The organism is Pseudomonas sp. NPDC089408, from assembly GCF_044749445.1.
Classification (GTDB): domain Bacteria; phylum Pseudomonadota; class Gammaproteobacteria; order Pseudomonadales; family Pseudomonadaceae; genus Aquipseudomonas.
This window is the reverse complement of the sequence record NZ_JBIVHY010000006.1, coordinates 86,996-109,418: the sequence shown is the minus strand read 5'-3', so window position 1 is coordinate 109,418 and position 22,423 is coordinate 86,996. Positions and strand designations below refer to the sequence as shown.

Genomic DNA, 22,423 nt, shown 5'->3' with positions numbered 1-22,423 from the left:
TGGGGCCGCTTTGCGGCCCTTCGCGGGTAAACCCGCTCCTACATTGGTCCGGCGAACACAGGCCAATGTAGGAGCGGGTTTACCCGCGAAGGGCTGCAAAGCAGCCCCAATATCAAGCAGGCGAATCACAGCTTGGCGATAGACACTTCCGTCGACTTCACAAAGGCAATCACCTCACTGCCCACCTGCAGTTCCAGCTCACGCACGGAGCGGGTGGTGATCACCGAAGTGACGATGCCCGACGCCGTCTGCACGTCGATTTCCGACAGTACCGGTCCTTCGAGGATTTCTTTCACGGTGCCTTTGAACTGGTTGCGAACGTTGATGGCTTTGATAGTCATGATTTGCTTCCTTCTCTATGGCTTCAGTCTGGTAATTGAGTGAATCAGTGCGCCCAACGCAGCTGCGTGGGCAGAGGGGCTACAGGGTCCGGCTCGGGCGCAGTGCCCGGGGCCGACAGAACACGGTTGAGCACTTCGCTTTCCAGCGCAGCCAGGCGGTGCGAACCACGCGCCCGAGGCCGAGCCAGGTCGACAGTGAGGTCGAGCCCGACCTCGCCGTCTTCGATCAGGATCACCCGGTCAGCCACGGCAACCGCCTCGCTGACATCGTGGGTAACCAGCAGCACGGTGAAGCCGTGCTGACGCCACAGGCGCTCGATCAGTTGCTGCATCTCGATACGGGTCAGGGCATCCAGCGCGCCCAGCGGCTCGTCCAGCAACAGCAAGCGCGGTTGGTGGATCAGCGCCCGGGCCAGTGCCACACGCTGCTTCTGACCACCCGACAGCGCTGCCGGCCACTCATTGGCGCGGTCGGCCAGGCCAACCGCCTCCAGGGCATCCAGCGCTCGCGAGCGCCAGTCGCCAGACAGGCCCAGCCCCACGTTGTCGATCACCTTTTTCCACGGCAGCAGGCGTGCGTCCTGGAACATCAGGCGAGTTTCTTCGCGCGCTTCGTCCAGCGGCGCGGCACCGGCCAGCAACTGCCCGGCAGTGGGCTGGTCGAGCCCGGCCAGCAAACGCAGCAAGGTGCTCTTGCCGCAGCCGCTGCGGCCGACAATGGCCACGAACTGGCCGGCCGGAATATGCAGGTCGATACCCTTCAGTACTTCGCGCTGGCCAAAGGCCTTGCGCAAGCCGTTGGAGGCCAGCGGGATGCCACGCAGCAGGCGTGGCGGCTGTTCCTTGAGCACGGTCATGCGCCCTCCTTCTTCGCCACTTGATAGGCTGGGTGCCAGCGCAACCACACACGCTCCAGGCCGCGGGCAGCGAGGTCGGCCAGCTTGCCGAGTACGGCGTACAGGACGATGGCCAACACCACCACGTCGGTCTGCAGGAATTCACGGGCGTTCATGGCCAGGTAACCGATACCGGCGTTGGCCGAGATGGTTTCGGCGACGATCAGGGTCAGCCACATGAAGCCCAGGGCAAAGCGCACGCCCACCAGGATCGACGGCAGCGCTCCCGGCAGGATCACCTGGCGGAACAGGCTGAAGCCGGACAAGCCATAGCTGCGGGCCATTTCCACCAGCGCCGGGTCGACGTTGCGAATGCCGTGGTAGGTGTTCAGGTAGATCGGGAACAACGTGCCCAGCGCGACCAGGAAGATCTTCGCCGACTCATCGATACCAAACCACAGGATCACCAGCGGGATCAGCGCCAGGTGCGGCACGTTGCGGATCATCTGCACCGAGCTGTCGAGCAGGCGTTCGCCCCAGTTCGACAGGCCAGTGATGAAGCCCAGCACCAGGCCGATGCTGCCACCGATGACGAAGCCCAGCCCGGCACGCCAGCCGCTGATGGCCAGATGGGTCCAGATGTCGCCGCTGCGCACCAGCTCGACGCCGGCGCTGACCACGGCGCTTGGTGCCGGCAAGATGCGCGTCGACACCCAGCCAGCGCTTACCGCCAGCTGCCAAGCGGCCAGCAGCAGCACCGGCAGCGCCCATGGCGCCAGGCGCTGGGCAAGGTTGTTGGAAGTTGCACGACTCATGGCCCGGCCCTCAGCTCTGCGACACAGACTTGGGCAGAATGTCGTTGGCCACCATCTCGCCGAACGGGCTCACATAGCCACCGGTTTTCGGTTGCTCCGGGCGCTGAACATCAAGGTGCGGGAACAGCAGCTCGGCAACGCGGTACGACTCTTCCAGGTGTGGATAACCCGAGAAGATGAAGGTATCGATCCCCAGGTCGGCATACTCCTTTACCCGCGCAGCGACAGTCGGGCCATCGCCCACCAGTGCTGTGCCGGCGCCGCCACGTACCAGGCCAACGCCTGCCCACAGGTTGGGGCTGACCTCCAGGTTTTCGCGGTTGCCGCCGTGCAGGGCAGCCATGCGCTGCTGGCCCACCGAGTCGAAACGCGCAAGCGAGGCCTGAGCACGGGCGATGGTGTCATCGTCCAGGTGCGAGATGAGGCGGTCGGCGGCGGCCCAGGCTTCTTCATTGGTTTCCCGCACGATCACGTGCAGGCGGATGCCGAAGCGTACTTCACGGCCTTGAGCAGCCGCTTTTTCGCGCACCTGAGCAATCTTCTCGGCAACGGCTGACGGCGGCTCGCCCCAGGTCAGGTACAGCTCGACCTGTTCGGCGGCCAGGTCCTGAGCGGCCTCGGACGAACCGCCGAAATACAGCGGCGGACGTGGTTGCTGAATCGGCGGGTAGAGCAGCTTGGCGCCCTTCACCTGGATGTGCTTGCCGTCGTAATCGACGTTTTCGCCTTCCAGCACCTTGCGCCAGATACGGGTGAACTCGACCGACGCTTCGTAGCGCTCCTGGTGGTTCAGGTGCAGGCCGTCACCGGCCAGCTCGTCCGGATCACCACCGGTTACCAGGTTGAACAGCGCACGCCCATTGGACAGGCGGTCCAGGGTCGCCGCCTGGCGTGCGGCCACCGTCGGCGAAATGATGCCTGGGCGCAGTGCAACCAGGAATTTCAGGTGCTGAGTCACAGGGATCAGCGACGCGGCCACCAGCCAGGAGTCCTCGCAGGAACGGCCGGTAGGGATCAGTACCCCACCAAAGCCCAGACGGTCGGCGGCCTGCGCGATCTGCTGCAGGTAACCGTGATCGACCGCACGTGCGCCGTCGGAAGTGCCCAGGTACTTGCCGTCACCGTGGGTAGGGAGGAACCAGAAAATGTTAAGGCTCATTGGAGTTGTCTCCTCAAGGGTGGCTCAAGCCGGAGCGACGCCCCGGCACAGGCAAATCAATCAAGGCGCGCTGGCGACCTTGGCCGGGGGTGTCCAGATCACGTCCTTGATGCTCAACGGCTTGGGTATCAGCTTCAGCGCCTGGAACGTGTCGGCGATCTTCTGCTGCGCGGCCACCACCTCCGGGGTCAGCGGCGCAGCGCCGTAGCCCTGGCGCTTGACCGAGGTCAGGGTGATGTCGGCAGGCAGGCCGAGCAGCGGTGCGACCTGGTCGGTCACCTCCTGCGGGTTGGCCTGGGACCACTCGCCTACGGCGCGCACTTCTTCGATCAGGGTATTGATGACCTTCGGGTGCTGCGCCGCGTAGTTACGGGTAGCCAGATAGAACTGATGGTTGTCGACCAGGCCCTTGCCGTCACGCAACGTGCGCGCCTGCAACTGCTGCTCGGCGGCAGCCTGGTACGGGTCCCAGATCACCCAGGCGTCCACGCTGCCGCGCTCGAAGGCGGCACGGGCATCGGACGGCGGCAGGTAAACCGGCTGGATATCGCTGTATTTCAGACCGGCATCTTCCAGTGCACGCACCAGCAGGTAGTGAACGTTGGAGCCTTTGTTGAGGGCGACCTTCTTGCCCTTGAGTTCTTTCACCGACTGAATTGGCGAGCCCTTGGGCACCAGGATCGCCTCGCTGTGCGGGGCCGGCGGCTCGTAGGCCACGTACAGCAGGTCGGCGCCAGCGGCCTGGGCGAACACCGGTGGCGTCTCGCCGGTCACGCCAAAATCGATCGAGCCGACGTTCAACCCTTCAAGCAGCTGCGGGCCTCCGGGGAACTCGGTCCACTGCACCTGCACGCCCTGCTCGGCCAGGCGCTTTTCCAGCGTGCCCTTGGCCTTGAGCAGCACCAGGGTGCCGTATTTCTGATAACCGATACGCAGGCTCTCGGCCTGGGCTTGGGTAATGGCGCCGAAGGACACAGCCGCCGCAAACAGGGCGACCAGACCGCGACGCAAGAAGACTGTGCGCATGGCGCTCTCCTGCGAAAGGGTTCGGGTTGCACCTGCTTGCCTCGTTGACGGGCGAGTAAGGTGGTGAAGCGGGTTCGGCCAGTCAGATGCTCCAGCGAGCGCTGATCAGCCGTTCGTTCAGTACGCCGGGAGCCACGGGGCGAGGCCGACGGGCCAGGGCAGCGTGGAAGGTTTCCAGCGAGTCGTGCAGGCGTTCTTCCAGCGCTGCGATCAGCTGCGCGGGCTTGCTGCCTTCTGCGTAAGCCACCTGGCTGTCGTCGGCGAAGATCCCTTGCAGGGTCTCTTGCGCCTTGAGTGCCGACAGCACGGGCTTGAGTGCGTAATCCACCGCCAGCATGTGGGCGATGCTGCCGCCAGTGGCGATCGGCAACACGATCTTGTGTGCCAGGGCGCGCTCGGGCAGCAGGTCGAGCAGGGTTTTCAGAGCCCCGGCAAACGATGCCTTGTACACCGGCGTGGCGACGATCAGGCCATCGGCCTGGGCCACCAGTTGCTGGAAGTGCTGCACCTGCGGGCTGTCGAAACGGGCGTGCAGCAGGTCTTCGGCGGGAAAGTCACGTACCTGGAACGTCACCACTTCGACGCCGCGATTCTGCAGCCACTGGCGCGAACGCTCCAGCAGCACGCCGGAGCGTGAACGTGGGCTTGGGCTACCACCGATTGATACGACCAGCATTGCAGCGCTTCCTTGTGTTCTGTTGGGAGTGACATTAACAGCCGGCGCATATATCTAGAAATCATATTTTTTCATTTGTTTATTCTTTATTGTTATTTGAATGTTTTCGATCTTGGGGCCGCTTTGCGGCCCATCGCGACACAAGGCCGCTCCTACAGGGAATCGCGATCCCTTGTAGGAGCGGCCTTGTGTCGCGATGGGCTGCGCAGCAGCCCCAGGCCTCAAGCAGAAACTGCAGGCATAAAAAAGGGCCGTCGAAACGGCCCGAAAATCCCTGCTTGGCTAAGAGCAATGCAACGAGGAATCCTTTAACGATTTGGCTGCGGGGTCAGGCGCAGGTAGGGTTTGACCGCCCGATATCCTTTGGGGAAGCGCTGCTTGATTTCTTCCTCGTCCTTCAGCGAAGGCACGATCACCACGTCATCGCCGTCCTGCCAGTTACCTGGCGTGGCGACCTTGTGGTTATCGGTCAGCTGCAGCGAGTCGATCACCCGCAGGATCTCGTTGAAGTTGCGCCCGGTACTGGCTGGATAGGTGATGGTCAGGCGCACCTTCTTGTTCGGGTCGATGACGAACAGCGAGCGCACGGTCAGGGTGTCGCTGGCATTCGGGTGGATCAGGTCGTACAGGTCGGACACCTTGCGGTCGGCGTCGGCGATGATCGGGAAGTTGACCACGGTGTTCTGGGTCTCGTTGATGTCATCGATCCACTTGTGGTGCGAGTCGACCGGGTCCACCGACAGGGCAATGGCCTTGACCCCGCGCTTGGCGAAATCGTCTTTCAGCTTGGCGGTCAGGCCCAGCTCGGTGGTGCACACCGGGGTGAAGTCGGCCGGGTGGGAGAACAACACCCCCCAGCTGTTGCCCAGCCACTCGTGGAAGCGGATCTTGCCTTCACTGGAATCCTGTTCGAAATCGGGGGCGATATCGCCGAGTTTGAGGCTCATGGGCTGCGGCTCCTGTGCTGGGTTCTGTACACCGTGTGGGTTCAATGTGCCTGCATTCGATTAAAAACAAAAAGAATAAATATCGATTTATTTATAACCATAAGGCATACGAAATAGCAGGCACAAAAAAGCCTCGCACTAGGCGAGGCTTCTTGAGTCAGCTACGGCTTACAGGAAGTTGTAAGTGTAGTTGAAGATCAGACGGGTCTGGTCCTGGTCAGCCAGCGAGCTGGTGCCGGTGCCACGGTATACGCCGTGACGCAGGCTGGCGCCCAGACCCTTGAAGGTGCCTTCCTGGATGACGTAGTCGATGCGAGCGTCGCGTTCCCATTCGCTGAAGGTGCCGTTACCGTTCGCGTTCTTGCCGTCTTCACCTTTCAGGTAGGAAACCGAGGCCTTCAGGCCTGGCACGCCCAGACGCGCGAAGTCATAGGCATACTGACCGAAGGTGGTGTTTTCACCGGCCTTGGCGAACTGGTTGATCATGCTGTCGGTGAACAGGTAGAAGCTGGAACCGCCGGCGCCTTCGTTGCGGCCGTTGCCATCAACAACGCTGCCTTGGTTCAGCCAGACGAAGCCACCGTCGTCATTGACGCGCTGATGGCCGAGCAGGAACGAGTGGCCACCCAGGGTGTAGGTGAAGATCGCGGACCAGGTCTTGTTGTCGACCTCGCCGAGGTTCTTGGCGTAGCCACCGTTATTGTTGAAGTTGTAACCGCCGCCGTCACCGTTCTTGCCGTCGCTGCTGCTGTCGAAGTAGCGCAGGTCGGTCTTGAACGACTGGTCGTCAGCAATCTTGAACACGTGGGTCGCGCCCAGGAAGTGCTGCTTGTAGAAATCTTCAAGGTTCGAGTAGTAGTACTGCAGGGTCAGGTCTGGAGTGAGCTTGTAGTCCAGGCCACCGTAGCGGAACTTGTTGCTGTCCTGGCTGGCACCGGCAATCGACAGACCGGTACGGTTGCTCGATGCACGGCCCATGGCGTGGGTCAGCTGACCGGCGTTGATGGTCAGGTTGTCGATTTCCTTCGACTGGATGGTGCCACCCTCGAAGGTTTGTGGCAGCAGACGGCCGTCGTTGGAGACCAGGATCGGCAGGTTCGGCGCCAGGGCGCTACCGTAGTGAACTTCGGTCTTGGAGAAGCGGGCCTTGGCGTTGGCGCCAACACGAGCCCACTGGCTTACAGCCGAACCGTCAGTGTCGCTCGGGAAGAAGCTGCTGTTGTCTGGGTGCTTGCCACGGCCACCATCCAGGTGGATACCCCACAAGGCCTGGGCATCGACACCAAAGCCAACGGTGCCTTCGGTGAAGCCGGAGATGTAGTCGAGCTTGAAGCCCTGACCCGACTCACGGTTGTCGGCACCGCCATCACGGTTGTCGTTGTTGAAATACATGGTGCGCGAGCTGAGCGACAGTTTGCTGTCTTCAACGAAACCGGCAGCGCCTGCAGATTGGGCGATAACCCCCAGTGCCACGGCCAGAGCCAGGCTGGACTTGTACATGTTTTGCTCCTCTACGTTCTAATTCTTGTGTATCTCTGGCGGAAGGGTCTTATGCCCCGCTCACCGTGGATGGACGATTTAGTCCCAAAGCGTGACCCTTAAGTCAATCGTTTCTAAACGTTTCGCGACTTTGGTCTAAGACGTCACCTGCGCTACAGGATAATGACAATCCTATAAATCCAAAATGACCGTTTTATGAATTTCTAAGATTTTTACGGAATATGTTAGGAACCTTTACAGCCATTCGTTGTAGCAACCCTGCCATTCATAACCATTGGTTATTTGCAAACGTTTGCTCATAACCTAATTCCGTATCGTTATATAGGGACGAAAAGCCTAGCAGGCGGTTCTGATTTCGCCATTGATCCAGGTTTTGGCCTCATGAATCCAGGTTACGGCCCCATGCGGTCCTTTGTAGGAGCGGCCTTGTGTCGCGATGGGGCGCGAAGCGGCCCCAGCAATCTCTGTGGCGTAGCAGAGATCCCAGGGGCGCTTCGCGCCCCATCGCGACACAAGGCCGCTCCTACAGAAGCCCGCATCAATGGCGACATCAAGCCTAAGGCCTTTGCCTCCTAAGCTAATGCAAAAAAGTTATTTATTTTAACTTTCTTAGATCATTTAGCCTTCTCGCCATCCATGACCCAGTTTGCCTGACGAGAGGTTCACCATGATCCCGCACGCCCCGCTGCGCCTGTTCGCCGCCCTGACCCTCGCCAGTACCAGCTGGCTGGCCCAGGCGGCCGACCTGACCGTTGCCTACCAGACCACCGTCGACCCGGCCAAGGTGGCACAGGTGGATGGCGACTACGAAAAAGCCAGCAAGGCCAGCATCGACTGGCGCAAGTTCGACAACGGCGCCGATGTGATCACCGCAGTGGCCAGCGGCGACGTGCAGATCGGCTACCTGGGTTCCAGCCCGCTGGCCGCCGCCGCCACCCGCAAGTTGCCGGTCGAAACCTTTCTGATCGCCACGCAAATTGGCGCCGGTGAAGCGCTTGTCGCGCGCGACAGCATCAAGACGCCACAAGATCTGGTCGGCAAGAAAGTCGCCGTGCCGTTCGTTTCCACCGGCCACTACAGCCTGCTGGCAGCCCTGAAAAGCTGGAACATCGACCCGTCCAAGGTGCAGATCCTCAACCTTGCACCGCCAGCCATCATTGCTGCCTGGAAACGCGGCGACATCGACGCCACCTACGTGTGGGACCCGGCCCTGGGCGTGGCCAAGGAAAACGGCAAGGTGCTGATTACCTCTGGCGAGCTGGCCGCAAAAGGCGCACCTACTTTCGATGCCTGGATTGTGCGCAAGGATTTCGCCGAGAAGCACCCCGACGTGGTCAAGGCTTTCGCCAAGGTCACCCTCGATGCCTACGCCGACTACCGCAAAGACCCGAAAGCCTGGCTTGCCGACAAGGGCAACGTTGAAAAACTGGTGAAGCTGTCCGGCGCCAAGGCCAGCGACATCCCGGTGCTGCTGGAGGGCAACGTCTACCCACTGGCCGCCGACCAGGCCAACGCCTTGGGCGCCCCGACCACCCAGGCCCTGACCGACACGGCAACCTTCCTCAAGCAGCAAGGCAAGGTCGACGCCGTACTGCCGGATTACTCGCCGTACGTCAGCGCCAAGTTCCTGCCAAACTAAACTGATCCGGAGCCCGCCATGGCCTTGCTCGAACTGGAGCGCATCAGCGCACAGTACCCCGGTGCCGCCACCCCGGTACTGGCCGACATCAACCTGAGCCTGGGGCCGCGCCAATTGCTGGTGGCCCTGGGGCCATCCGGCAGTGGCAAGACTTCGCTGCTCAACCTGATCGCCGGTTTCGTTACCCCCAGTGGCGGCCACATCACCCTCGACGGTGTGCCGGTGCAAGGGCCTGGAGCGGAGCGCGGCGTCGTGTTTCAGGACGACGCGCTACTGCCCTGGCAGAACGTGCTGGGCAACGTCGCCTTCGGCCTGGAGCTGGCCGGCATACCGCGCACCGAGCGTGAAGCCAAAGCCCGCGAGATGCTGGCCCTGGTCGACCTCGCCGGTTTCGGCGAGCGGCGCATCTGGCAGCTGTCCGGTGGCCAGAAGCAACGCGTGGGCCTGGCCCGGGCGCTGGCAGCCGACCCACGGGTGCTGCTGATGGACGAACCGTTCGGCGCCCTCGATGCCTTCACCCGCGAGCAGATGCAGGAGTTGCTGCTGCAGGTATGGCAGCGCACCGCCAAGCCGGTATTCCTGATTACCCACGACATTGAAGAAGCGGTGTTCCTGGCCAGCGAGCTGGTACTGCTGGCGCCCAACCCGGGGCGCGTGGTGGAACGCCTGCAACTGGACTTCGGCCAGCGCTATGCCGCTGGCGAATCGGCCCGGGCGATCAAGTCCGACCCGGCCTTCATCGAAACCCGCGAGCACGTACTGGCGCGGGTGTTCTCCCAACGCCAAAGCCTGCAGGAGCGCGTATGAGCAGCCTGGACCTGCCGGTTACCGGCAAACACGACGCCCAACCCCGCCCAGCCGCCAAGCTGCGCCGCCCACTGTCCACCCGCTGGATCAGCACCCTGACCCTTGCCAGCCTGTTGCTGGCCTGGTGGCTGGTGACTGCCGCCGGCTGGGTCGAACCGCTGTTCCTGCCCTCGCCCGGCGACATCCTGGCCAAGGGCTGGACCTTGTTGACCCAGGGTTACATGGATGCCAGCCTTTGGCAGCACCTGGGCGCCAGCCTGGGGCGCATCGGCGTGGCCCTGCTGGCCGCCACGCTGACCGCCATCCCGGTGGGCATTGCCATTGGCTACAACCGCGTGGCACGCGGCATCCTCGACCCGCTGATCGAGTTCTACCGGCCGATACCGCCGCTGGCCTACCTGCCGCTGATCGTTATCTGGTGCGGTATCGGCGAGCTGTCGAAGGTGCTGCTGATCTTTTTGGCGATCTTCGCCCCGATCGCCATTGCCACCGCCACCGGCGTGCGCACGGTCGACCCGGCCAAGCTGCGTGCGGCGCAGTCGCTTGGCGCCAGCAAGGCGCAACTGATCCGCCATGTGATCCTGCCCAGCGCGCTGCCCGATATCCTCACCGGCATCCGCATAGGCCTGGGTGTCGGCTGGTCGACCCTGGTCGCCGCCGAGCTGATCGCCGCCACCAGCGGCCTGGGCTTCATGGTGCAGTCGGCGGCGCAGTTCCTGGTCACCGATGTGGTGGTGCTGGGCATCCTGCTGATTGCCCTGATTGCCTTCGCCCTGGAAATGAGCCTGCGTGCCCTGCAACGCAAGCTGGTGCCCTGGCACGGGCAGAGCCACTGAACCCTATTGTCCACGCCAGCACACTGGCGCCTGATTGAAGAGACCGACATGAGCCTGACCATCACCCCCCTCAGCCCGGCGCTCGGCGCCCAGATCAGCGGTGTGGACATCAGCCGCGACATCACCGCAGAACAACGCGACGCCATCGAACAGGCGCTGCTGCAGCACCAGGTGCTGTTCTTCCGCGACCAGCCGATCAACCCGGAACAACAGGCGCGCTTTGCCGCCCGCTTCGGCGACCTGCACATTCACCCGATCTACCCCAACGTGCCGGACACCCCGCAGGTGCTGGTGCTCGACACGGCAGTGACCGATGTACGGGACAACGCCGTATGGCACACCGACGTGACCTTCCTGCCAACCCCGGCACTGGGTGCGGTGCTCAGTGCCAAGCAGTTGCCGGCCTACGGTGGCGACACCTTGTGGGCCAGCGGCATTGCTGCCTTCGAAGCTTTGTCGGCGCCGCTGCAAAAGATGCTCGACGGGCTGACCGCCACCCACGATTTCACCAAGTCGTTCCCGCTGGAACGCTTTGGCACCACGGCTGAAGACCTGGCGCGCTGGGAAGCCACGCGGCGCAACAACCCGCCGCTGTCGCACCCGGTGGTGCGTACGCATCCGGTGAGCGGGCGCAAGGCGTTGTTCGTCAATGAAGGGTTTACCACGCGCATCAATGAGCTGAGCGAGCTGGAGAGCGAGGCGTTGCTGAAGCTGCTGTTCGCCCATGCCACGCGGCCGGAGTTCAGCATTCGCTGGCGCTGGCAGGAGAATGATGTGGCGTTCTGGGACAACCGCGTGACCCAGCATTTTGCCGTGGATGATTACCGGCCCAATCGGCGGGTGATGCATCGGGCGACCATTCTGGGGGATGCGCCCTTTTAGTTGTTGCCAGTACCGGCCTCTTCGCGGGTTCACCCGCGAAGAGGCCGGTACAGGTTATTACCTCACCAGGTGCAGGTACTGCATGTGCCGCTCATACTGGTCGAGGATGTCGTTGATGATCTGCTCCTTGCTGTAGCCCACCAGGTCATAGTTCTGGCTACCTTCGCTCAGGTGCACCTCGGCCCGGTAGTAGCGCCGGTTCTTCAACTCCTGCGTGCCCAGCCCGCCCAGGGCGAACGATGGCGTGAAGTAGCCACGCATCTGCACCTGGTAGATGAACGGCTGCTCCTCGCCATGGCCGATCTTCAGGCTGACGTTGTCGTGGCTCGGGTCGTCCTGGGTAATCAGCACCAGGCCCTTCTGCTCGAACACTTCACGCACATCGGCAATCGCCGGGCGCACCACGTCGTCCATGAAGCGGTATACCTCATCACGCGATGGGAAGTGCACGGCCTGGCTCAGGCGCTGGCGCCAGCCGCCACGGCCACGGCGTGACTGGGCAAACGGCGCCAGCGAGTGCATCTGCGCGATCTGCCGTTGCGACTCCAGGTAGAACGCCTTGTGCAGCCCCCACATCATGCACAGCAGAATCAGCGAGAACGGCAACGAGGTCAGCACCACCGCCGATTTCAGCGAATCGATGCTGCCGGCAAACAACAGCGCACTGGTGATCAGCGCGGTCATTGCGCCCCAGAAAATGCGCAGCCAGTTCGGCCCGTCTTCGTCGGCATCGCCACCCTTGGCCGACAAGGTCGACAGCACCACGGTGCCCGAGTCGGCCGAAGTGACAAAAAACACGAAGCTGATGAACACCGTGGTGGCAATTACCACCTTGCTCCAGGGGTAGGTCTCCAGCAGCAGGTACAGGCTCATCGACGGGTTATCCAGCGCCGATTGGCCCAGCGCAGTCATGCCGTGGTTGATCACCTGGTCGAGGGCGCTGTTGCCGAAGATCGACATCCACGCCAGGGTGAAGCCCAGCGGGATCAGCAGCACGCCAAAGACGAACTCGCGAATGGTACGGCCACGGGAAATGCGGGCGATGAACAGGCCCACGAACGGCGCCCAGGCAATCCACCAGGCCCAGTAGAACACCGTCCAGCCGCCCAGCCAGTCACGGTTCTCACCGTAGGCGTACACGTCGAAGCTCTTGCGCGGCAAGGCGCCCAGGTAGTCACCCAGGTTCTGGATCAGGGTATTGAACAAGTGCTGGGTAGGCCCGGCGAACAGCACGAACAGCAGCAGTGCGCAAGCCAGGAACAGGTTGATGTCGCTCATCACCCGCACGCCCTTCTCCACCCCGGCGACGGCCACGGCCACCGCCGCGCCCATCATCAGGGTGATGAGGATCACCTGCACCCACTGGCTGTGGCTGATGCCGAACAGGTAGTCGAGGCCGGCGTTCAGGTGCAGCACGCCAAAACCCATGTCGGCGCCCAGGCCGAACACCGTGGCAATGATGCCGAAGCCGTCCACCGCGTAGCCGATCGGGCCGTTGATACGCTTGCCGATCAGCGGGTACAGCGCCGAGCGCAGGGCCAGCGGCAGATTGTGCCGGTAGGCGAAGTAGGCCAACGCCATGCCGACGAAGGCGAATACGCCCCAGCCGTGCAGGCCCCAGTGCAGGAACAGGATCTGCATCGCCTGGCGCCCGGCCTCGGCCGTGCCTGCTTCACCCTGGGGCGGTTGCAGCATGTGGGTCAGCGGTTCGGACACGCAGAAGAAGAACAGCGTGATGCTGATGCCGGCGGCGAACAGCATGCCGGCCCATGACAGGTAGCTGAACTCGGGTTCGTCGTGGTCGGCACCGAGCTTGATCTTGCCGTAGCCGGACAAGGCGGTGACCACCACGAAGACCAGGTACAGCGTCATCGCCAGCATGTAGTACCAGCCGACCGTATTGGCCGCCCAGTTCTGCGCCGCCAGCAACCAGTCGCCTGCAGCTTGCGGGTTGGAAATGACCACCAGGCCGAAGATGAGGATGAAGCTCGCCGCAAAGTAGAACACCGGGGGGTTCATGCGGATCTTGCCATTGGCAAGGGAAGGGGTCGGTGCACTCATCGGGCGTGCACCTCGTCAAATGACGTGAGGTTCGGAATGAACGGGTTCAGCAAAGGAATCCTCCTGTTGAACACCGGCAGCGGACCAGCGTTTTTACATTGAACAAGCGTTCAAGTTAAACATGGATCGGATTTCATTGCGAATTGGGGTGCTGATTGGTGCATTCCTGTTCCGGCCTCTTCGCGGGTGAACCCGCTCCTACAACGAGGGCGCCGACCGTGAGGGCAGCGCCGACCAATGTAGGAGCGGGTTCACCCGCGAAAGGGCCAGAACAGGCTAAACAAATGCCAGATCAATGCTTGTCCTGACAATCCAGCTGCAGGTTAGCCTGGGTAATGTTGCTCTCGGCCGGCACACTGCGGGTCAACCACACATTGCCGCCGATGGTCGAACCCTTGCCGATGGTAATACGCCCCAGCACCGTGGCCCCGGCGTAGATCACCACATCGTCCTCGACAATCGGGTGGCGTGGCAGGCCTTTGTGCAGCGTGCCGGACTCGTCACTGGGGAAGCGCTTGGCCCCTAGGGTCACTGCCTGATAGATACGCACGCGCTCGCCGATGATCGCGGTTTCGCCAATCACCACCCCGGTACCGTGGTCGATGAAGAAGCTCGGGCCGATCTGCGCCCCCGGGTGGATGTCGATGCCGGTGGCCGAATGCGCCAGCTCCGAACTGATACGCGCCAGCAGCGGCAGGCCGGCCTGGTACAGGTGGTGGGCCAGGCGGTGGTGGATGATCGCCAGGATACCCGGGTAGCACAGCAGCACTTCATCGACGCTGCGCGCCGCCGGGTCGCCGTGGTAGGCGGCCAGCACATCGGTGTCGAGCAGCACGCGCAGCTCTGGCAGGGCAGCCGCGAAACCCTGGACCAGGCTCAGCGCATGGGCATCGACGCCAGCCAGCTCGGCCTTGTTTTGCCGTGCGGCGTAACGCAGCTCCAGGCGGGCCTGGGTCAGCAAGGCGGTCAGCGCAGCGTCGAGGGTATGGCCGACGTAGAAGTCTTCGCTTTCTTCACGCAGATCGACCGGCCCAAGGCGCATGGGGAACAGCGCGCCGCACAGGTGCTCGAGAATCTGCCGCATCGCCTCGCGCGACGGCAGCTCACGCCCGCCTTGTTCGCCGCTGCTGCGGCCATTGCGGGTACGCCATTGCTCACGGGCGCCGCGCAGGCCGGTGACGATGCTCTGCAACTGCCAGTGCGTTGGTGAAGGTTGTTCGCTCACGGTGTTCTCCTGCCGTATAGGCCATCACATTTTTTTGTTGCCAGGCCAGGCTTATTCGCGGGTTTACCCGCGAATAAGCCTGGCCTGCCCACATGCAATCCACTCTACGGCAAATCCGGCCCTTGGAAAAAACAACGCTTTATTCCATCCTGCGCTAAGTCAGGCATAAGCAGCGATGACGGCACGGGCAACCTCGCCTACCCTCAAAGCAGCCAGCACCTGGCAAACTCAAAAAGGGAATAACAAAATAATTTTTTAGTATTTCCTGGCCTAAGCAGCCAACCCTATAGTCGCCACCTCACTACTTAAACAACAAGCGCGGGGCTCTGACATGTCGAAATTCGCCAAACCGCTACTCAACGCCAGCCTGGCAATCCTGCTGGGCGCCGGCCTGCTCGGCCAGGCTTTTGCTGGCGAGCAGCTGAAGACCATCCAGGAAAAAGGCGTGATCAACGTCGGCCTGGAGGGCACCTACCCTCCCTTCAGCTTCCAGGACGAGAACGGCAAGCTTGCCGGCTTCGAGGTGGAACTTTCAGAGTTGCTGGCCAAGGAGTTGGGGGTCAAGGCCAAGATCCAGCCGACCAAGTGGGATGGCATCCTTGCCGCGCTGGAATCCAAGCGCCTGGATGTGGTGGTCAATCAGGTGACCATCTCCGAAGAGCGCAAGAAGAAATACGATTTTTCCGAGCCCTACACCATTTCGGGGATTCAGGCCTTGATCCTGAAGAAAAAAGCCGAACAGTTGAACATCAAGACGGCGCAAGACCTGGCCGGCAAGAAAGTCGGCGTGGGCCTGGGCACCAACTACGAACAGTGGGTCAAGCAAGACGTCCCGAAAGCCGAAGTGCGCACCTATGAAGACGACCCAAGCAAGTTCGCCGACCTGCGCAACGGCCGCATCGACGCCATCCTGATCGACCGCCTGGCCGCGCTGGAATACGCGCAAAAAGCCAAGGACACCGAACTGGCCGGCGATGCTTTCTCGCGCCTGGAAAGCGGCGTGGCCCTGCGCAAGGGCGAGCCTGAACTGCTGGCCGCCATCAACAAGGCCATCGACAAGCTCAAGGCTGACGGCACGCTGGCCAAGCTGTCGAAAAAATACTTCGGTGCCGACGTCACCAAATGATTGCCGAAAGCCTGCAACTCGTTGCCGACTCTGCGCCCTTCCTGCTCAAGGGCGCGGGTTATACGGTGCTGCTCAGTGTTGGCGGCATGTTCTTCGGCCTGGTGCTGGGCTTTGCCCTGGCGCTGATGCGGCTGTCGAAGATCCTGCCGCTGAACTGGCTGGCGAGGGTCTACGTGTCGTTCTTCCGCGGCACACCCCTGCTGGTGCAGCTGTTCGTGATCTATTTCGGCATGCCGCAGATCGGCATCGAACTCGACCCGATCCCGGCTTCGCTGATCGGCTTGTCATTGAACATGGCGGCCTACATCTGCGAAATCCTGCGCGCAGCCATTTCCTCCATCGACCGTGGCCAGTGGGAAGCAGCAGCCAGTATCGGCATGACCCGCGTGCAAGCCATGCGCCGGGCGATCCTGCCACAGGCCTTGCGCACCGCCCTGCCACCCCTGGGCAACAGCTTCATCTCGCTGGTCAAGGACACCGCCCTGGCAGCAACCATCCAGGTGCCCGAACTGTTCCGCCAGGCGCAGCTGATTACCGCACGCACCTTCGAAGTGTTCACCATGTACGTGGCGGTGGCGGTCGTGTACTGGGTGCTGTGCAGCATCCTCGCGCACTTCCAGAACCGCATGGAAGCGCGGGTCAACCAGCATGACCAGGAGCACTGAGCATGATTGAAGTCAAAGGCCTGACCAAGCGGTTCAAGGGCCAGACCGTGCTCAACGGTATCGACCTGACCGTGCAGCCCGGCGAAGTAGTGGCCATCATTGGCCCCAGCGGCTCGGGCAAGACCACCTTCCTGCGCTGCCTGAACCTGTTGGAAACACCGGATGCCGGGCAGATCAAGGTCGGCGCCATCAGCATCGATGCCAACCGCCCACTGGGTGGCCAGCAAAGTGCAATCCGGCGCTTGCGCCAGCAGGCCGGGTTCGTGTTCCAGAACTTCAACCTGTTCCCGCACCGCACCGCTCTGGAGAACGTGATCGAGGGCCCGGTGATCGTCAAGAAGACACCCCGCGAGCAGGCCCTCGACCTGGGTAGGCGCCTGCTGGCCAAGGTCGGCCTGGCGGGCAAGGAAGACGCCTACCCCCGGCGCCTGTCGGGTGGCCAGCAGCAACGGGTGGCCATCGCCCGTGCATTGGCCATGGAGCCGGAGGTGATCCTGTTCGACGAACCCACCTCGGCGCTGGACCCTGAACTGGTCGGTGAAGTACTGGCGACCATCCGCGGTCTGGCCGAAGAGAAGCGCACCATGATCATCGTCACCCATGAGATGAGCTTTGCTCGTGATGTGGCGAACCGGGTGATCTTTTTCGACAAGGGCGTAATCGTGGAACAGGGCGAGGCCAAGGCGCTGTTTGCGGCGCCGAAGGAAGAGCGTACCCGGCAGTTCTTGCGCAAGTTCCTGGGGACTGCTGCTTCCGAATAAATCAGCACAGACGCAAATCGTTGTAGGAGCGGCCTTGTGTCGCGAAAGGGCTGCACAGCAGCCCCAGAAATTTCCGCATCATTGCCGAAATCCTGGGGCCGCTGTGCGGCCCTTTCGCGACACAAGGCCGCTCCTACACCGATCGCGTTGCCCTGAATAATCACATTACTCCTTCTATCTATAAATATTCCAAAAAGTTAGTTCATAAACTTTTTATAAAGCATTACGGTATATGAACCGGACCACCGGACCAACACACTTCTGCCGCAATCAGCTGTAGCGGCATCACCAATTTGTGAGGTCAGGAATGGTCAGGATCACAATCACCCCAGTGCATAACGCCAGGGCATTGAGTGCAGCCAAGGAGCGGCACTGATGTCCAGCCAAGTAAATACCCAATTCCATAGCGATCTCGACAGCTCGCCCCTGCTGCTGCCGGCCAAGGTACTGCGCAACGACGCCGAAGCCCTGCAAGCGGCCCGCGAACTGGCCGAGGTCGCGCGCGAGCAGGCCGCCCGCCGCGACCAGCAACGCAAACTGCCATGGGCCGAGATCGAGCTGTTCACCCGCAGCGGCCTGGGCAGCATCAGCGTACCCAAAGCCCACGGCGGCCCCGACGTGTCGTTCGAAACCATCGCCGAAGTGTTCCGCCTGATCAGTGCCGCCGACCCGGCACTCGGGCAGATCCCGCAGAACCAGTTCGGCATGCTGCAACTGCTACGCCTGACGGCCAGCGAAGCGCAGCAGGCGGTCATCTTCCGCAGCGTGCTCGACGGCTGGCGCATCGGCAATGCCGGACCAGAACGCGGCACCAAGGACACCCTCACCCTCAAGGCTCGCATTAGCCGCGTAGGTGACGGTTATCGCATCAGCGGCGAAAAGTTCTATTCCACCGGCGCGCTGTTCGCCCACTGGGTGGCGGTAAAAGCCCTGGACGATGAAGGCCGCCAGCGCCTGGCCTTTGTGCGCCGGGGCAGCCCGGGGCTGCGCATCGTCGATGACTGGTCCGGGTTTGGCCAGCGCACCACCGCCAGCGGTACCGTGCTGCTGGACCAGGTGCCGGTGGATGCAGAGCTGGTGATCGACAACTGGCGCCAGCGCGATACCGCCAATATCCAGGGGGCGGCCTCGCAGCTGATCCAGGCGGCAATTGACGCAGGGATTGCCGAAGCGGCGATCGACGATGCCATCAGCTTCGTGCGTGAGAAGTCCCGGCCGTGGATCGAAGCCAACGTGGAGCGCGCCAGCGACGACCCTTATGTGATCGCCGACATCGGCCGGCTCAAGCTTGAGCTGCATGCGGCAGAAGCGTTGCTGCGCAAGGCTGCGCGGGTGCTCGACGAGGTCAATGCGGCGCCGATCGATGCCGAGTCCGCAGCGCGGGCTTCGATCGCGGTGGCTGAGGCCAAGGTGCTGACCACTGAGATTGCCTTGCAGGCCAGCGAGAAGCTGTTCGAGCTGGCTGGCAGCCGCGCCACCCTTGCCGAATTCAACCTCGACCGCCATTGGCGCAATGCCCGGGTGCATACCCTGCATGACCCGGTGCGCTGGAAGTACCACGCGGTCGGCGCTTACCACCTGAACGGCACCTTGCCTGCACGGCATTCCTGGATCTGATTTGCAGCCCATCGCGACACAAGGCCGCTCCTACAGGGATACGCGAGCCCATGCAGGTACGCGGTCTCCTGTAGGAGCGGCCTTGTGTCGCGATGGGCCGCAAAGCGGCCCCAATGGCCCCGGAGAAACACCATGACTACAAACATCATCACTGACGATACCCAAGCCCTGCAGGTCGCCGAAGACATCGCCCAACAACTGCGCCGCGACAGCGCCCTGCGCGACCGCGAGCGCCGCCTGCCGCACGCCGAACTTGAGCTGTTCACCCGTTCCGGCCTGTGGGCCATCAGCGTACCCAAGGCCTTTGGCGGCGCCAGCGTGTCCAATGTCACCCTGGCCAAAGTCATCGCCCGTATCGCCCAGGCCGACGGCTCGCTCGGGCAGATCCCGCAAAACCATTTCTACGGCCTGGAAGTGCTGCGGGTAAACGGTAGCCCCGAGCAGCAACAGCGCCTGTACGCCGAAGTACTGGCCGGCCGCCGCTTCGGCAATGCCCTGGCCGAACTGGGCACCAGAACCGCCAACGACCGCACCACCCGCCTGAGCCGTGAAGGCGACGGTTTCCGCATCAACGGCCGCAAGTTCTACTCCACCGGCGCCATCTACGCCCAGCGCATTCCCACCTCGGTGGTCGACGAACACGGCGTGCAGCACCTGGCCTTCGTCCCGGCCGATAGCCAGGGCCTGCAGGTCATCGACGACTGGAGCGGCTTCGGTCAGCGCACCACCGGCAGCGGCTCGGTCGTGTTCGACAATGTCTACGTCAGCGCCGCCGACGTGGTGCCGTTCCAGAGCGCCTTCGAGCGCCCTACCCCGGTCGGCCCGCTGGCGCAGATCCTCCATGCCGCCATCGACACCGGCATCGCCCGCGCTGCCTACGAAGACGCCCTGCACTTCGTGCGCACCCGCAGCCGCCCGTGGGTCGACTCTGGCCTGGACAAAGCCACCGACGACCCGCTGACGCTGAAAAGCTTCGGCCACCTGGCGATCCGCCTGCATGCCGCCGAAGCCCTGCTGGAGCGTGCCGGCGAATACCTCGACCGCGCCCGTGACGACAGCAGTGCCGACAACGTCGCTGCCGCGTCCATCGCCGTGGCCGAAGCACGCGCAATCAGCACCGAAATCTCCCTCGCCGCCGGCACTGCGTTGTTCGAACTGGGCGGCAGCCAGGCTACCCTGGCCGAGCACAACCTCGACCGCCATTGGCGCAACGCTCGGGTGCATACCCTGCACGACCCGGTGCGCTGGAAGTACCACGCCATCGGCAACTACTACCTGAACAATGCCAACCCGCCACGCCGGGGGACCATCTGATGGCCAGGCAGATCCTGCTCAATGCCTTCAACATGAACTGCATCGGGCACATCAACCACGGCCTGTGGACCCACCCACGGGACACCTCGACCCAGTACAAGACCCTGGACTATTGGACCAACCTGGCACGCCTGCTGGAGCGCGGCCTGTTCGACGGGCTGTTCATTGCCGATATCGTCGGCACCTACGACATCTACGGGCAGTCGCTGGACGTCACCCTCAAGGAGTCGATCCAGTTGCCGGTCAACGACCCACTGCTGCTGGTCTCGGCCATGGCGGCGGTCACTCGACACCTGGGTTTCGGCCTCACCGCCAACCTCACCTACGAGGCGCCGTACCTGTTCGCCCGACGCCTTTCCACCCTCGACCACCTGAGCAACGGGCGGGTCGGCTGGAACATCGTCACCGGCTACCTCGACAGCGCCGCCCGGGCCATGGGCCTGGCGCAGCAACCCGAGCATGACCGCCGCTACGACCAGGCCGACGAATACCTGCAGGTTCTGTACAAATTGCTGGAAGGCAGCTGGGCCGACGACGCCGTGGTCGCCGACCGCGAGCAGCGCGTCTACGCCCGCCCCGACAAGGTGCGCAAGGTTGAGCACCAGGGCGAGTTCTACAAGGTCGAGGGCTACCACCTGTGCGAGCCCTCGCCGCAGCGCACCCCCGTGCTGTTCCAGGCCGGCAGCTCGCAGCGTGGCCTGGCCTTTGCCGGCAACCATGCCGAATGTGTGTTCATCAGCGGCCAGGACAAGGCCGCCACCCGTGCCCAGGTCGACAAGGTACGCGCCGCTGCCCGGGCCGCCGGGCGCGACCCGCAGGCGGTCAAGGTGTTCATGGGTATTACGGTGATCGTCGCCCCGACCGAGCAACAAGCCCAGGCCAAGCACGCCGAGTACCTGCGCTACGCCAGCGCCGAGGCCGGGGTGGCGCACTTCGCTGCCTCCACCGGTATCGACTTCGCCGCCTTCGAACTGGACGAGCCGATCGCCTTCAGCCAGGGCAACGCCATCCAGTCGGCCACGCGGCAGCTTCAGGACAGCGCCTGGACCCGCCGACGCCTGTTGCAACAGCACGCCTTGGGTGGCCGCTACGTAACCCTGGTCGGTGCACCTGAACAGGTCGCCGAGCAGCTGATTGCGTGGATCGACGAGACCGGCCTGGACGGTTTCAACCTGACCCGCACCGTCACCCCGGAAAGCTTCGAGGACTTCATCGACCTGGTCATCCCGCAACTGCAACAGCGCGGCCGTTACAAGACCGCCTACGCCGAAGGCACCCTGCGCGAAAAGCTGTTCCAGGCCGAGCACCCGCACCTGCCCGCCGACCACCCCGGTTCGGCATACCGCTTCACCCCAAACGCTACCCCTGCCCCGACTGGAGCCCTGCACCATGCTTGAGAAACTGTTCCGGCCCGTCGCGGCCATCGCCATCAGCCTCGGCTTGTCTGCCACTGCCCTGGCCGCCGAACCCTTGAAAATCGGCACCACAGCGGCCTTTGCCATCCCGCTGGAAGCCGCCGTGGAAGAAGCGCACAAGCAAGGCCTGGACGTGAAGCTGATCGAATTCAGCGACTGGATCGCGCCCAATGTCAGCCTCAACAGCGGCGACATCGACGTGAACTACTTCCAGCACATCCCGTTCCTGGAAAACGCCAAGGCGGCTGCGGGCTTCAACCTGGTGCCGTACGCACCGGGCATCATCAACAACGTCGGCCTTTACTCAAAAACGTACAAAAGCTTCGCCGAGCTGCCTGAAGGCGCCAGCGTGGCCATCGCCAACGACCCGATCAACAGTGGCCGTGGCCTGCAACTGCTGGCGAAGGCCGGGTTGATCACGCTCAAGCCAGGGGTCGGCTACAAGGCCACCGAAGACGACATCGTCGCCAACCCGAAAAAGCTGAAGATCCTGCAGGTCGAGGCGGTGCAACTGGTACGCGCCTATGATGACGCCGACCTGGTGCAGGGTTACCCGGCCTACATCCGCCTGGCCAACACCTTCGATGCAGGCTCCGCGCTGCTGTTCGACGGCCTGGAAAACAAGGAGTACGTGATCCAGTTTGTCATTCGCCCGCAGAGCAAGGATGACCCGCGCCTGGCCAAGTTCGTCGACATCTACCAACACTCGCCATCTGTGCGCGCAGCGCTCGACAAAGCCCACGGCAAGCTCTACCAGGCCGGCTGGGAAGGCTGA

Annotated in this window: 21 protein-coding genes; 11 read left to right on the top strand and 10 right to left on the bottom strand. The window is 62.8% G+C overall.

Annotated elements, in window-relative coordinates:
* Positions 1-125: 125 nt before the first annotated feature.
* The 8 genes from ACIP02_RS12115 to ACIP02_RS12080 form a co-directional block, all read right to left on the bottom strand.
* Positions 126-341 carry a molybdopterin-binding protein gene (locus ACIP02_RS12115; protein WP_003255829.1) on the bottom strand — a complete coding sequence of 72 codons (216 nt, stop codon included), beginning with the start codon at positions 339-341 and terminating at the stop codon, positions 126-128.
* 44 nt (positions 342-385) lie between these two features.
* Positions 386-1,198: an aliphatic sulfonates ABC transporter ATP-binding protein gene (gene ssuB, locus ACIP02_RS12110; RefSeq protein WP_400616677.1), complete on the bottom strand. Its 813-nt coding sequence runs from the start codon at positions 1,196-1,198 to the stop codon at positions 386-388.
* Entirely contained in the window at positions 1,195-1,992 is a 798-nt protein-coding gene (ssuC, locus tag ACIP02_RS12105) for an aliphatic sulfonate ABC transporter permease SsuC (RefSeq protein WP_400616674.1), read from the bottom strand. The genes ssuB and ssuC overlap by 4 nt, the downstream gene beginning before the upstream one ends.
* 10 nt (positions 1,993-2,002) lie before the next feature.
* A complete protein-coding gene (gene ssuD, locus ACIP02_RS12100) occupies positions 2,003-3,151 on the bottom strand; it encodes an FMNH2-dependent alkanesulfonate monooxygenase (protein WP_400616671.1) in 1,149 nt (382 codons plus the stop codon).
* Between the two features lie 60 nt (positions 3,152-3,211).
* Positions 3,212-4,177 (bottom strand): sulfonate ABC transporter substrate-binding protein, encoded by a 966-nt coding sequence (locus tag ACIP02_RS12095; protein ID WP_400616669.1) that lies wholly within the window; start codon positions 4,175-4,177, stop codon positions 3,212-3,214.
* Positions 4,178-4,259: 82 nt separating this feature from the next.
* Positions 4,260-4,853 (bottom strand): NADPH-dependent FMN reductase, encoded by a 594-nt coding sequence (gene ssuE / locus ACIP02_RS12090; protein ID WP_400616666.1) that lies wholly within the window; start codon positions 4,851-4,853, stop codon positions 4,260-4,262.
* A 308-nt stretch (positions 4,854-5,161) separates the two neighbouring features.
* Positions 5,162-5,800 carry a peroxiredoxin gene (locus ACIP02_RS12085; RefSeq protein WP_400616663.1) on the bottom strand — a complete coding sequence of 213 codons (639 nt, stop codon included), beginning with the start codon at positions 5,798-5,800 and terminating at the stop codon, positions 5,162-5,164.
* A gap of 168 nt (positions 5,801-5,968) precedes the next feature.
* Positions 5,969-7,300: an OprD family porin gene (locus tag ACIP02_RS12080; RefSeq protein WP_400616660.1), complete on the bottom strand. Its 1,332-nt coding sequence runs from the start codon at positions 7,298-7,300 to the stop codon at positions 5,969-5,971.
* Between the two features lie 667 nt (positions 7,301-7,967).
* Here ACIP02_RS12080 and tauA point away from each other — a divergent pair.
* The 4 genes from tauA to tauD are packed head-to-tail and all read left to right on the top strand — an operon-like array spanning position 7,968 to position 11,464.
* Complete coding sequence (tauA, locus tag ACIP02_RS12075; RefSeq protein WP_400616657.1) at positions 7,968-8,939, top strand: taurine ABC transporter substrate-binding protein; 972 nt, start codon at positions 7,968-7,970, stop codon at positions 8,937-8,939.
* A gap of 18 nt (positions 8,940-8,957) precedes the next feature.
* Positions 8,958-9,746 (top strand): taurine ABC transporter ATP-binding subunit, encoded by a 789-nt coding sequence (gene tauB, locus ACIP02_RS12070; RefSeq protein ID WP_400616654.1) that lies wholly within the window; start codon positions 8,958-8,960, stop codon positions 9,744-9,746.
* Positions 9,743-10,582 carry a taurine ABC transporter permease TauC gene (tauC, locus tag ACIP02_RS12065; RefSeq protein ID WP_400616651.1) on the top strand — a complete coding sequence of 280 codons (840 nt, stop codon included), beginning with the start codon at positions 9,743-9,745 and terminating at the stop codon, positions 10,580-10,582. The genes tauB and tauC overlap by 4 nt, the downstream gene beginning before the upstream one ends.
* A gap of 48 nt (positions 10,583-10,630) precedes the next feature.
* Positions 10,631-11,464, top strand: a complete 834-nt coding sequence (gene tauD / locus ACIP02_RS12060) for a taurine dioxygenase (protein ID WP_400616648.1) — start codon at positions 10,631-10,633, stop codon at positions 11,462-11,464.
* 57 nt (positions 11,465-11,521) lie between these two features.
* On the opposite strand, the gene betT is transcribed toward tauD, so the two are convergent.
* Both betT and epsC read right to left on the bottom strand, forming a co-directional pair.
* Positions 11,522-13,483: a choline transporter BetT gene (gene betT / locus ACIP02_RS12055; RefSeq protein WP_280341439.1), complete on the bottom strand. Its 1,962-nt coding sequence runs from the start codon at positions 13,481-13,483 to the stop codon at positions 11,522-11,524.
* Between the two features lie 334 nt (positions 13,484-13,817).
* Positions 13,818-14,750 (bottom strand): serine O-acetyltransferase EpsC, encoded by a 933-nt coding sequence (epsC, locus tag ACIP02_RS12050; RefSeq protein ID WP_400616645.1) that lies wholly within the window; start codon positions 14,748-14,750, stop codon positions 13,818-13,820.
* 331 nt (positions 14,751-15,081) lie between these two features.
* Here epsC and tcyJ point away from each other — a divergent pair, with 331 nt between their 5' ends.
* The 7 genes from tcyJ to ACIP02_RS12015 all read left to right on the top strand — a co-directional run bounded on the left by tcyJ (position 15,082) and on the right by ACIP02_RS12015 (position 22,423).
* The gene (tcyJ, locus tag ACIP02_RS12045) at positions 15,082-15,876 is read left to right on the top strand and encodes a cystine ABC transporter substrate-binding protein (RefSeq protein ID WP_400616643.1); all 795 of its coding nucleotides are present in this window, start codon (positions 15,082-15,084) and stop codon (positions 15,874-15,876) included.
* The gene (tcyL, locus tag ACIP02_RS12040) at positions 15,873-16,541 is read left to right on the top strand and encodes a cystine ABC transporter permease (RefSeq protein ID WP_400616640.1); all 669 of its coding nucleotides are present in this window, start codon (positions 15,873-15,875) and stop codon (positions 16,539-16,541) included. Before tcyJ ends, tcyL begins: the two co-directional genes overlap by 4 nt.
* Positions 16,542-16,543: 2 nt before the next feature.
* The gene (gene tcyN / locus ACIP02_RS12035; protein ID WP_400616637.1) at positions 16,544-17,302 is read left to right on the top strand and encodes an L-cystine ABC transporter ATP-binding protein TcyN; all 759 of its coding nucleotides are present in this window, start codon (positions 16,544-16,546) and stop codon (positions 17,300-17,302) included.
* 375 nt (positions 17,303-17,677) lie between these two features.
* Entirely contained in the window at positions 17,678-18,919 is a 1,242-nt protein-coding gene (locus ACIP02_RS12030; RefSeq protein WP_400616634.1) for an SfnB family sulfur acquisition oxidoreductase, read from the top strand.
* 132 nt (positions 18,920-19,051) lie between these two features.
* Positions 19,052-20,233, top strand: a complete 1,182-nt coding sequence (locus ACIP02_RS12025; protein WP_400616631.1) for an SfnB family sulfur acquisition oxidoreductase — start codon at positions 19,052-19,054, stop codon at positions 20,231-20,233.
* Positions 20,233-21,630 carry an LLM class flavin-dependent oxidoreductase gene (locus tag ACIP02_RS12020; RefSeq protein WP_400616628.1) on the top strand — a complete coding sequence of 466 codons (1,398 nt, stop codon included), beginning with the start codon at positions 20,233-20,235 and terminating at the stop codon, positions 21,628-21,630. The genes ACIP02_RS12025 and ACIP02_RS12020 overlap by 1 nt, the downstream gene beginning before the upstream one ends.
* Positions 21,623-22,423, top strand: a complete 801-nt coding sequence (locus tag ACIP02_RS12015) for a MetQ/NlpA family ABC transporter substrate-binding protein (protein WP_400616625.1) — start codon at positions 21,623-21,625, stop codon at positions 22,421-22,423. Before ACIP02_RS12020 ends, ACIP02_RS12015 begins: the two co-directional genes overlap by 8 nt.

Excerpts from the sequence above, each read along its gene's own strand:
- ACIP02_RS12025 (WP_400616631.1), top strand. The coding sequence starts at position 19,052 with ATGACTACAAACATCATCACTGACGATACCCAAGCCCTGCAGGTCGCC.
- ACIP02_RS12015 (WP_400616625.1), top strand. The coding sequence starts at position 21,623 with ATGCTTGAGAAACTGTTCCGGCCCGTCGCGGCCATCGCCATCAGCCTC.
- tcyJ (WP_400616643.1), top strand. The coding sequence starts at position 15,082 with ATGTCGAAATTCGCCAAACCGCTACTCAACGCCAGCCTGGCAATCCTG.
- ACIP02_RS12085 (WP_400616663.1), bottom strand. The coding sequence starts at position 5,800 with ATGAGCCTCAAACTCGGCGATATCGCCCCCGATTTCGAACAGGATTCC.
- ACIP02_RS12020 (WP_400616628.1), top strand. The coding sequence starts at position 20,233 with ATGGCCAGGCAGATCCTGCTCAATGCCTTCAACATGAACTGCATCGGG.
- ACIP02_RS12115 (WP_003255829.1), bottom strand. The coding sequence starts at position 341 with ATGACTATCAAAGCCATCAACGTTCGCAACCAGTTCAAAGGCACCGTG.
- ssuB (WP_400616677.1), bottom strand. The coding sequence starts at position 1,198 with ATGACCGTGCTCAAGGAACAGCCGCCACGCCTGCTGCGTGGCATCCCG.
- tauA (WP_400616657.1), top strand. The coding sequence starts at position 7,968 with ATGATCCCGCACGCCCCGCTGCGCCTGTTCGCCGCCCTGACCCTCGCC.
- tcyN (WP_400616637.1), top strand. The coding sequence starts at position 16,544 with ATGATTGAAGTCAAAGGCCTGACCAAGCGGTTCAAGGGCCAGACCGTG.
- ssuC (WP_400616674.1), bottom strand. The coding sequence starts at position 1,992 with ATGAGTCGTGCAACTTCCAACAACCTTGCCCAGCGCCTGGCGCCATGG.
- tauC (WP_400616651.1), top strand. The coding sequence starts at position 9,743 with ATGAGCAGCCTGGACCTGCCGGTTACCGGCAAACACGACGCCCAACCC.
- ssuE (WP_400616666.1), bottom strand. The coding sequence starts at position 4,853 with ATGCTGGTCGTATCAATCGGTGGTAGCCCAAGCCCACGTTCACGCTCC.
- ACIP02_RS12080 (WP_400616660.1), bottom strand. The coding sequence starts at position 7,300 with ATGTACAAGTCCAGCCTGGCTCTGGCCGTGGCACTGGGGGTTATCGCC.
- tauD (WP_400616648.1), top strand. The coding sequence starts at position 10,631 with ATGAGCCTGACCATCACCCCCCTCAGCCCGGCGCTCGGCGCCCAGATC.
- tcyL (WP_400616640.1), top strand. The coding sequence starts at position 15,873 with ATGATTGCCGAAAGCCTGCAACTCGTTGCCGACTCTGCGCCCTTCCTG.
- betT (WP_280341439.1), bottom strand. The coding sequence starts at position 13,483 with ATGAACCCCCCGGTGTTCTACTTTGCGGCGAGCTTCATCCTCATCTTC.
- tauB (WP_400616654.1), top strand. The coding sequence starts at position 8,958 with ATGGCCTTGCTCGAACTGGAGCGCATCAGCGCACAGTACCCCGGTGCC.
- ACIP02_RS12095 (WP_400616669.1), bottom strand. The coding sequence starts at position 4,177 with ATGCGCACAGTCTTCTTGCGTCGCGGTCTGGTCGCCCTGTTTGCGGCG.
- ssuD (WP_400616671.1), bottom strand. The coding sequence starts at position 3,151 with ATGAGCCTTAACATTTTCTGGTTCCTCCCTACCCACGGTGACGGCAAG.
- ACIP02_RS12030 (WP_400616634.1), top strand. The coding sequence starts at position 17,678 with ATGTCCAGCCAAGTAAATACCCAATTCCATAGCGATCTCGACAGCTCG.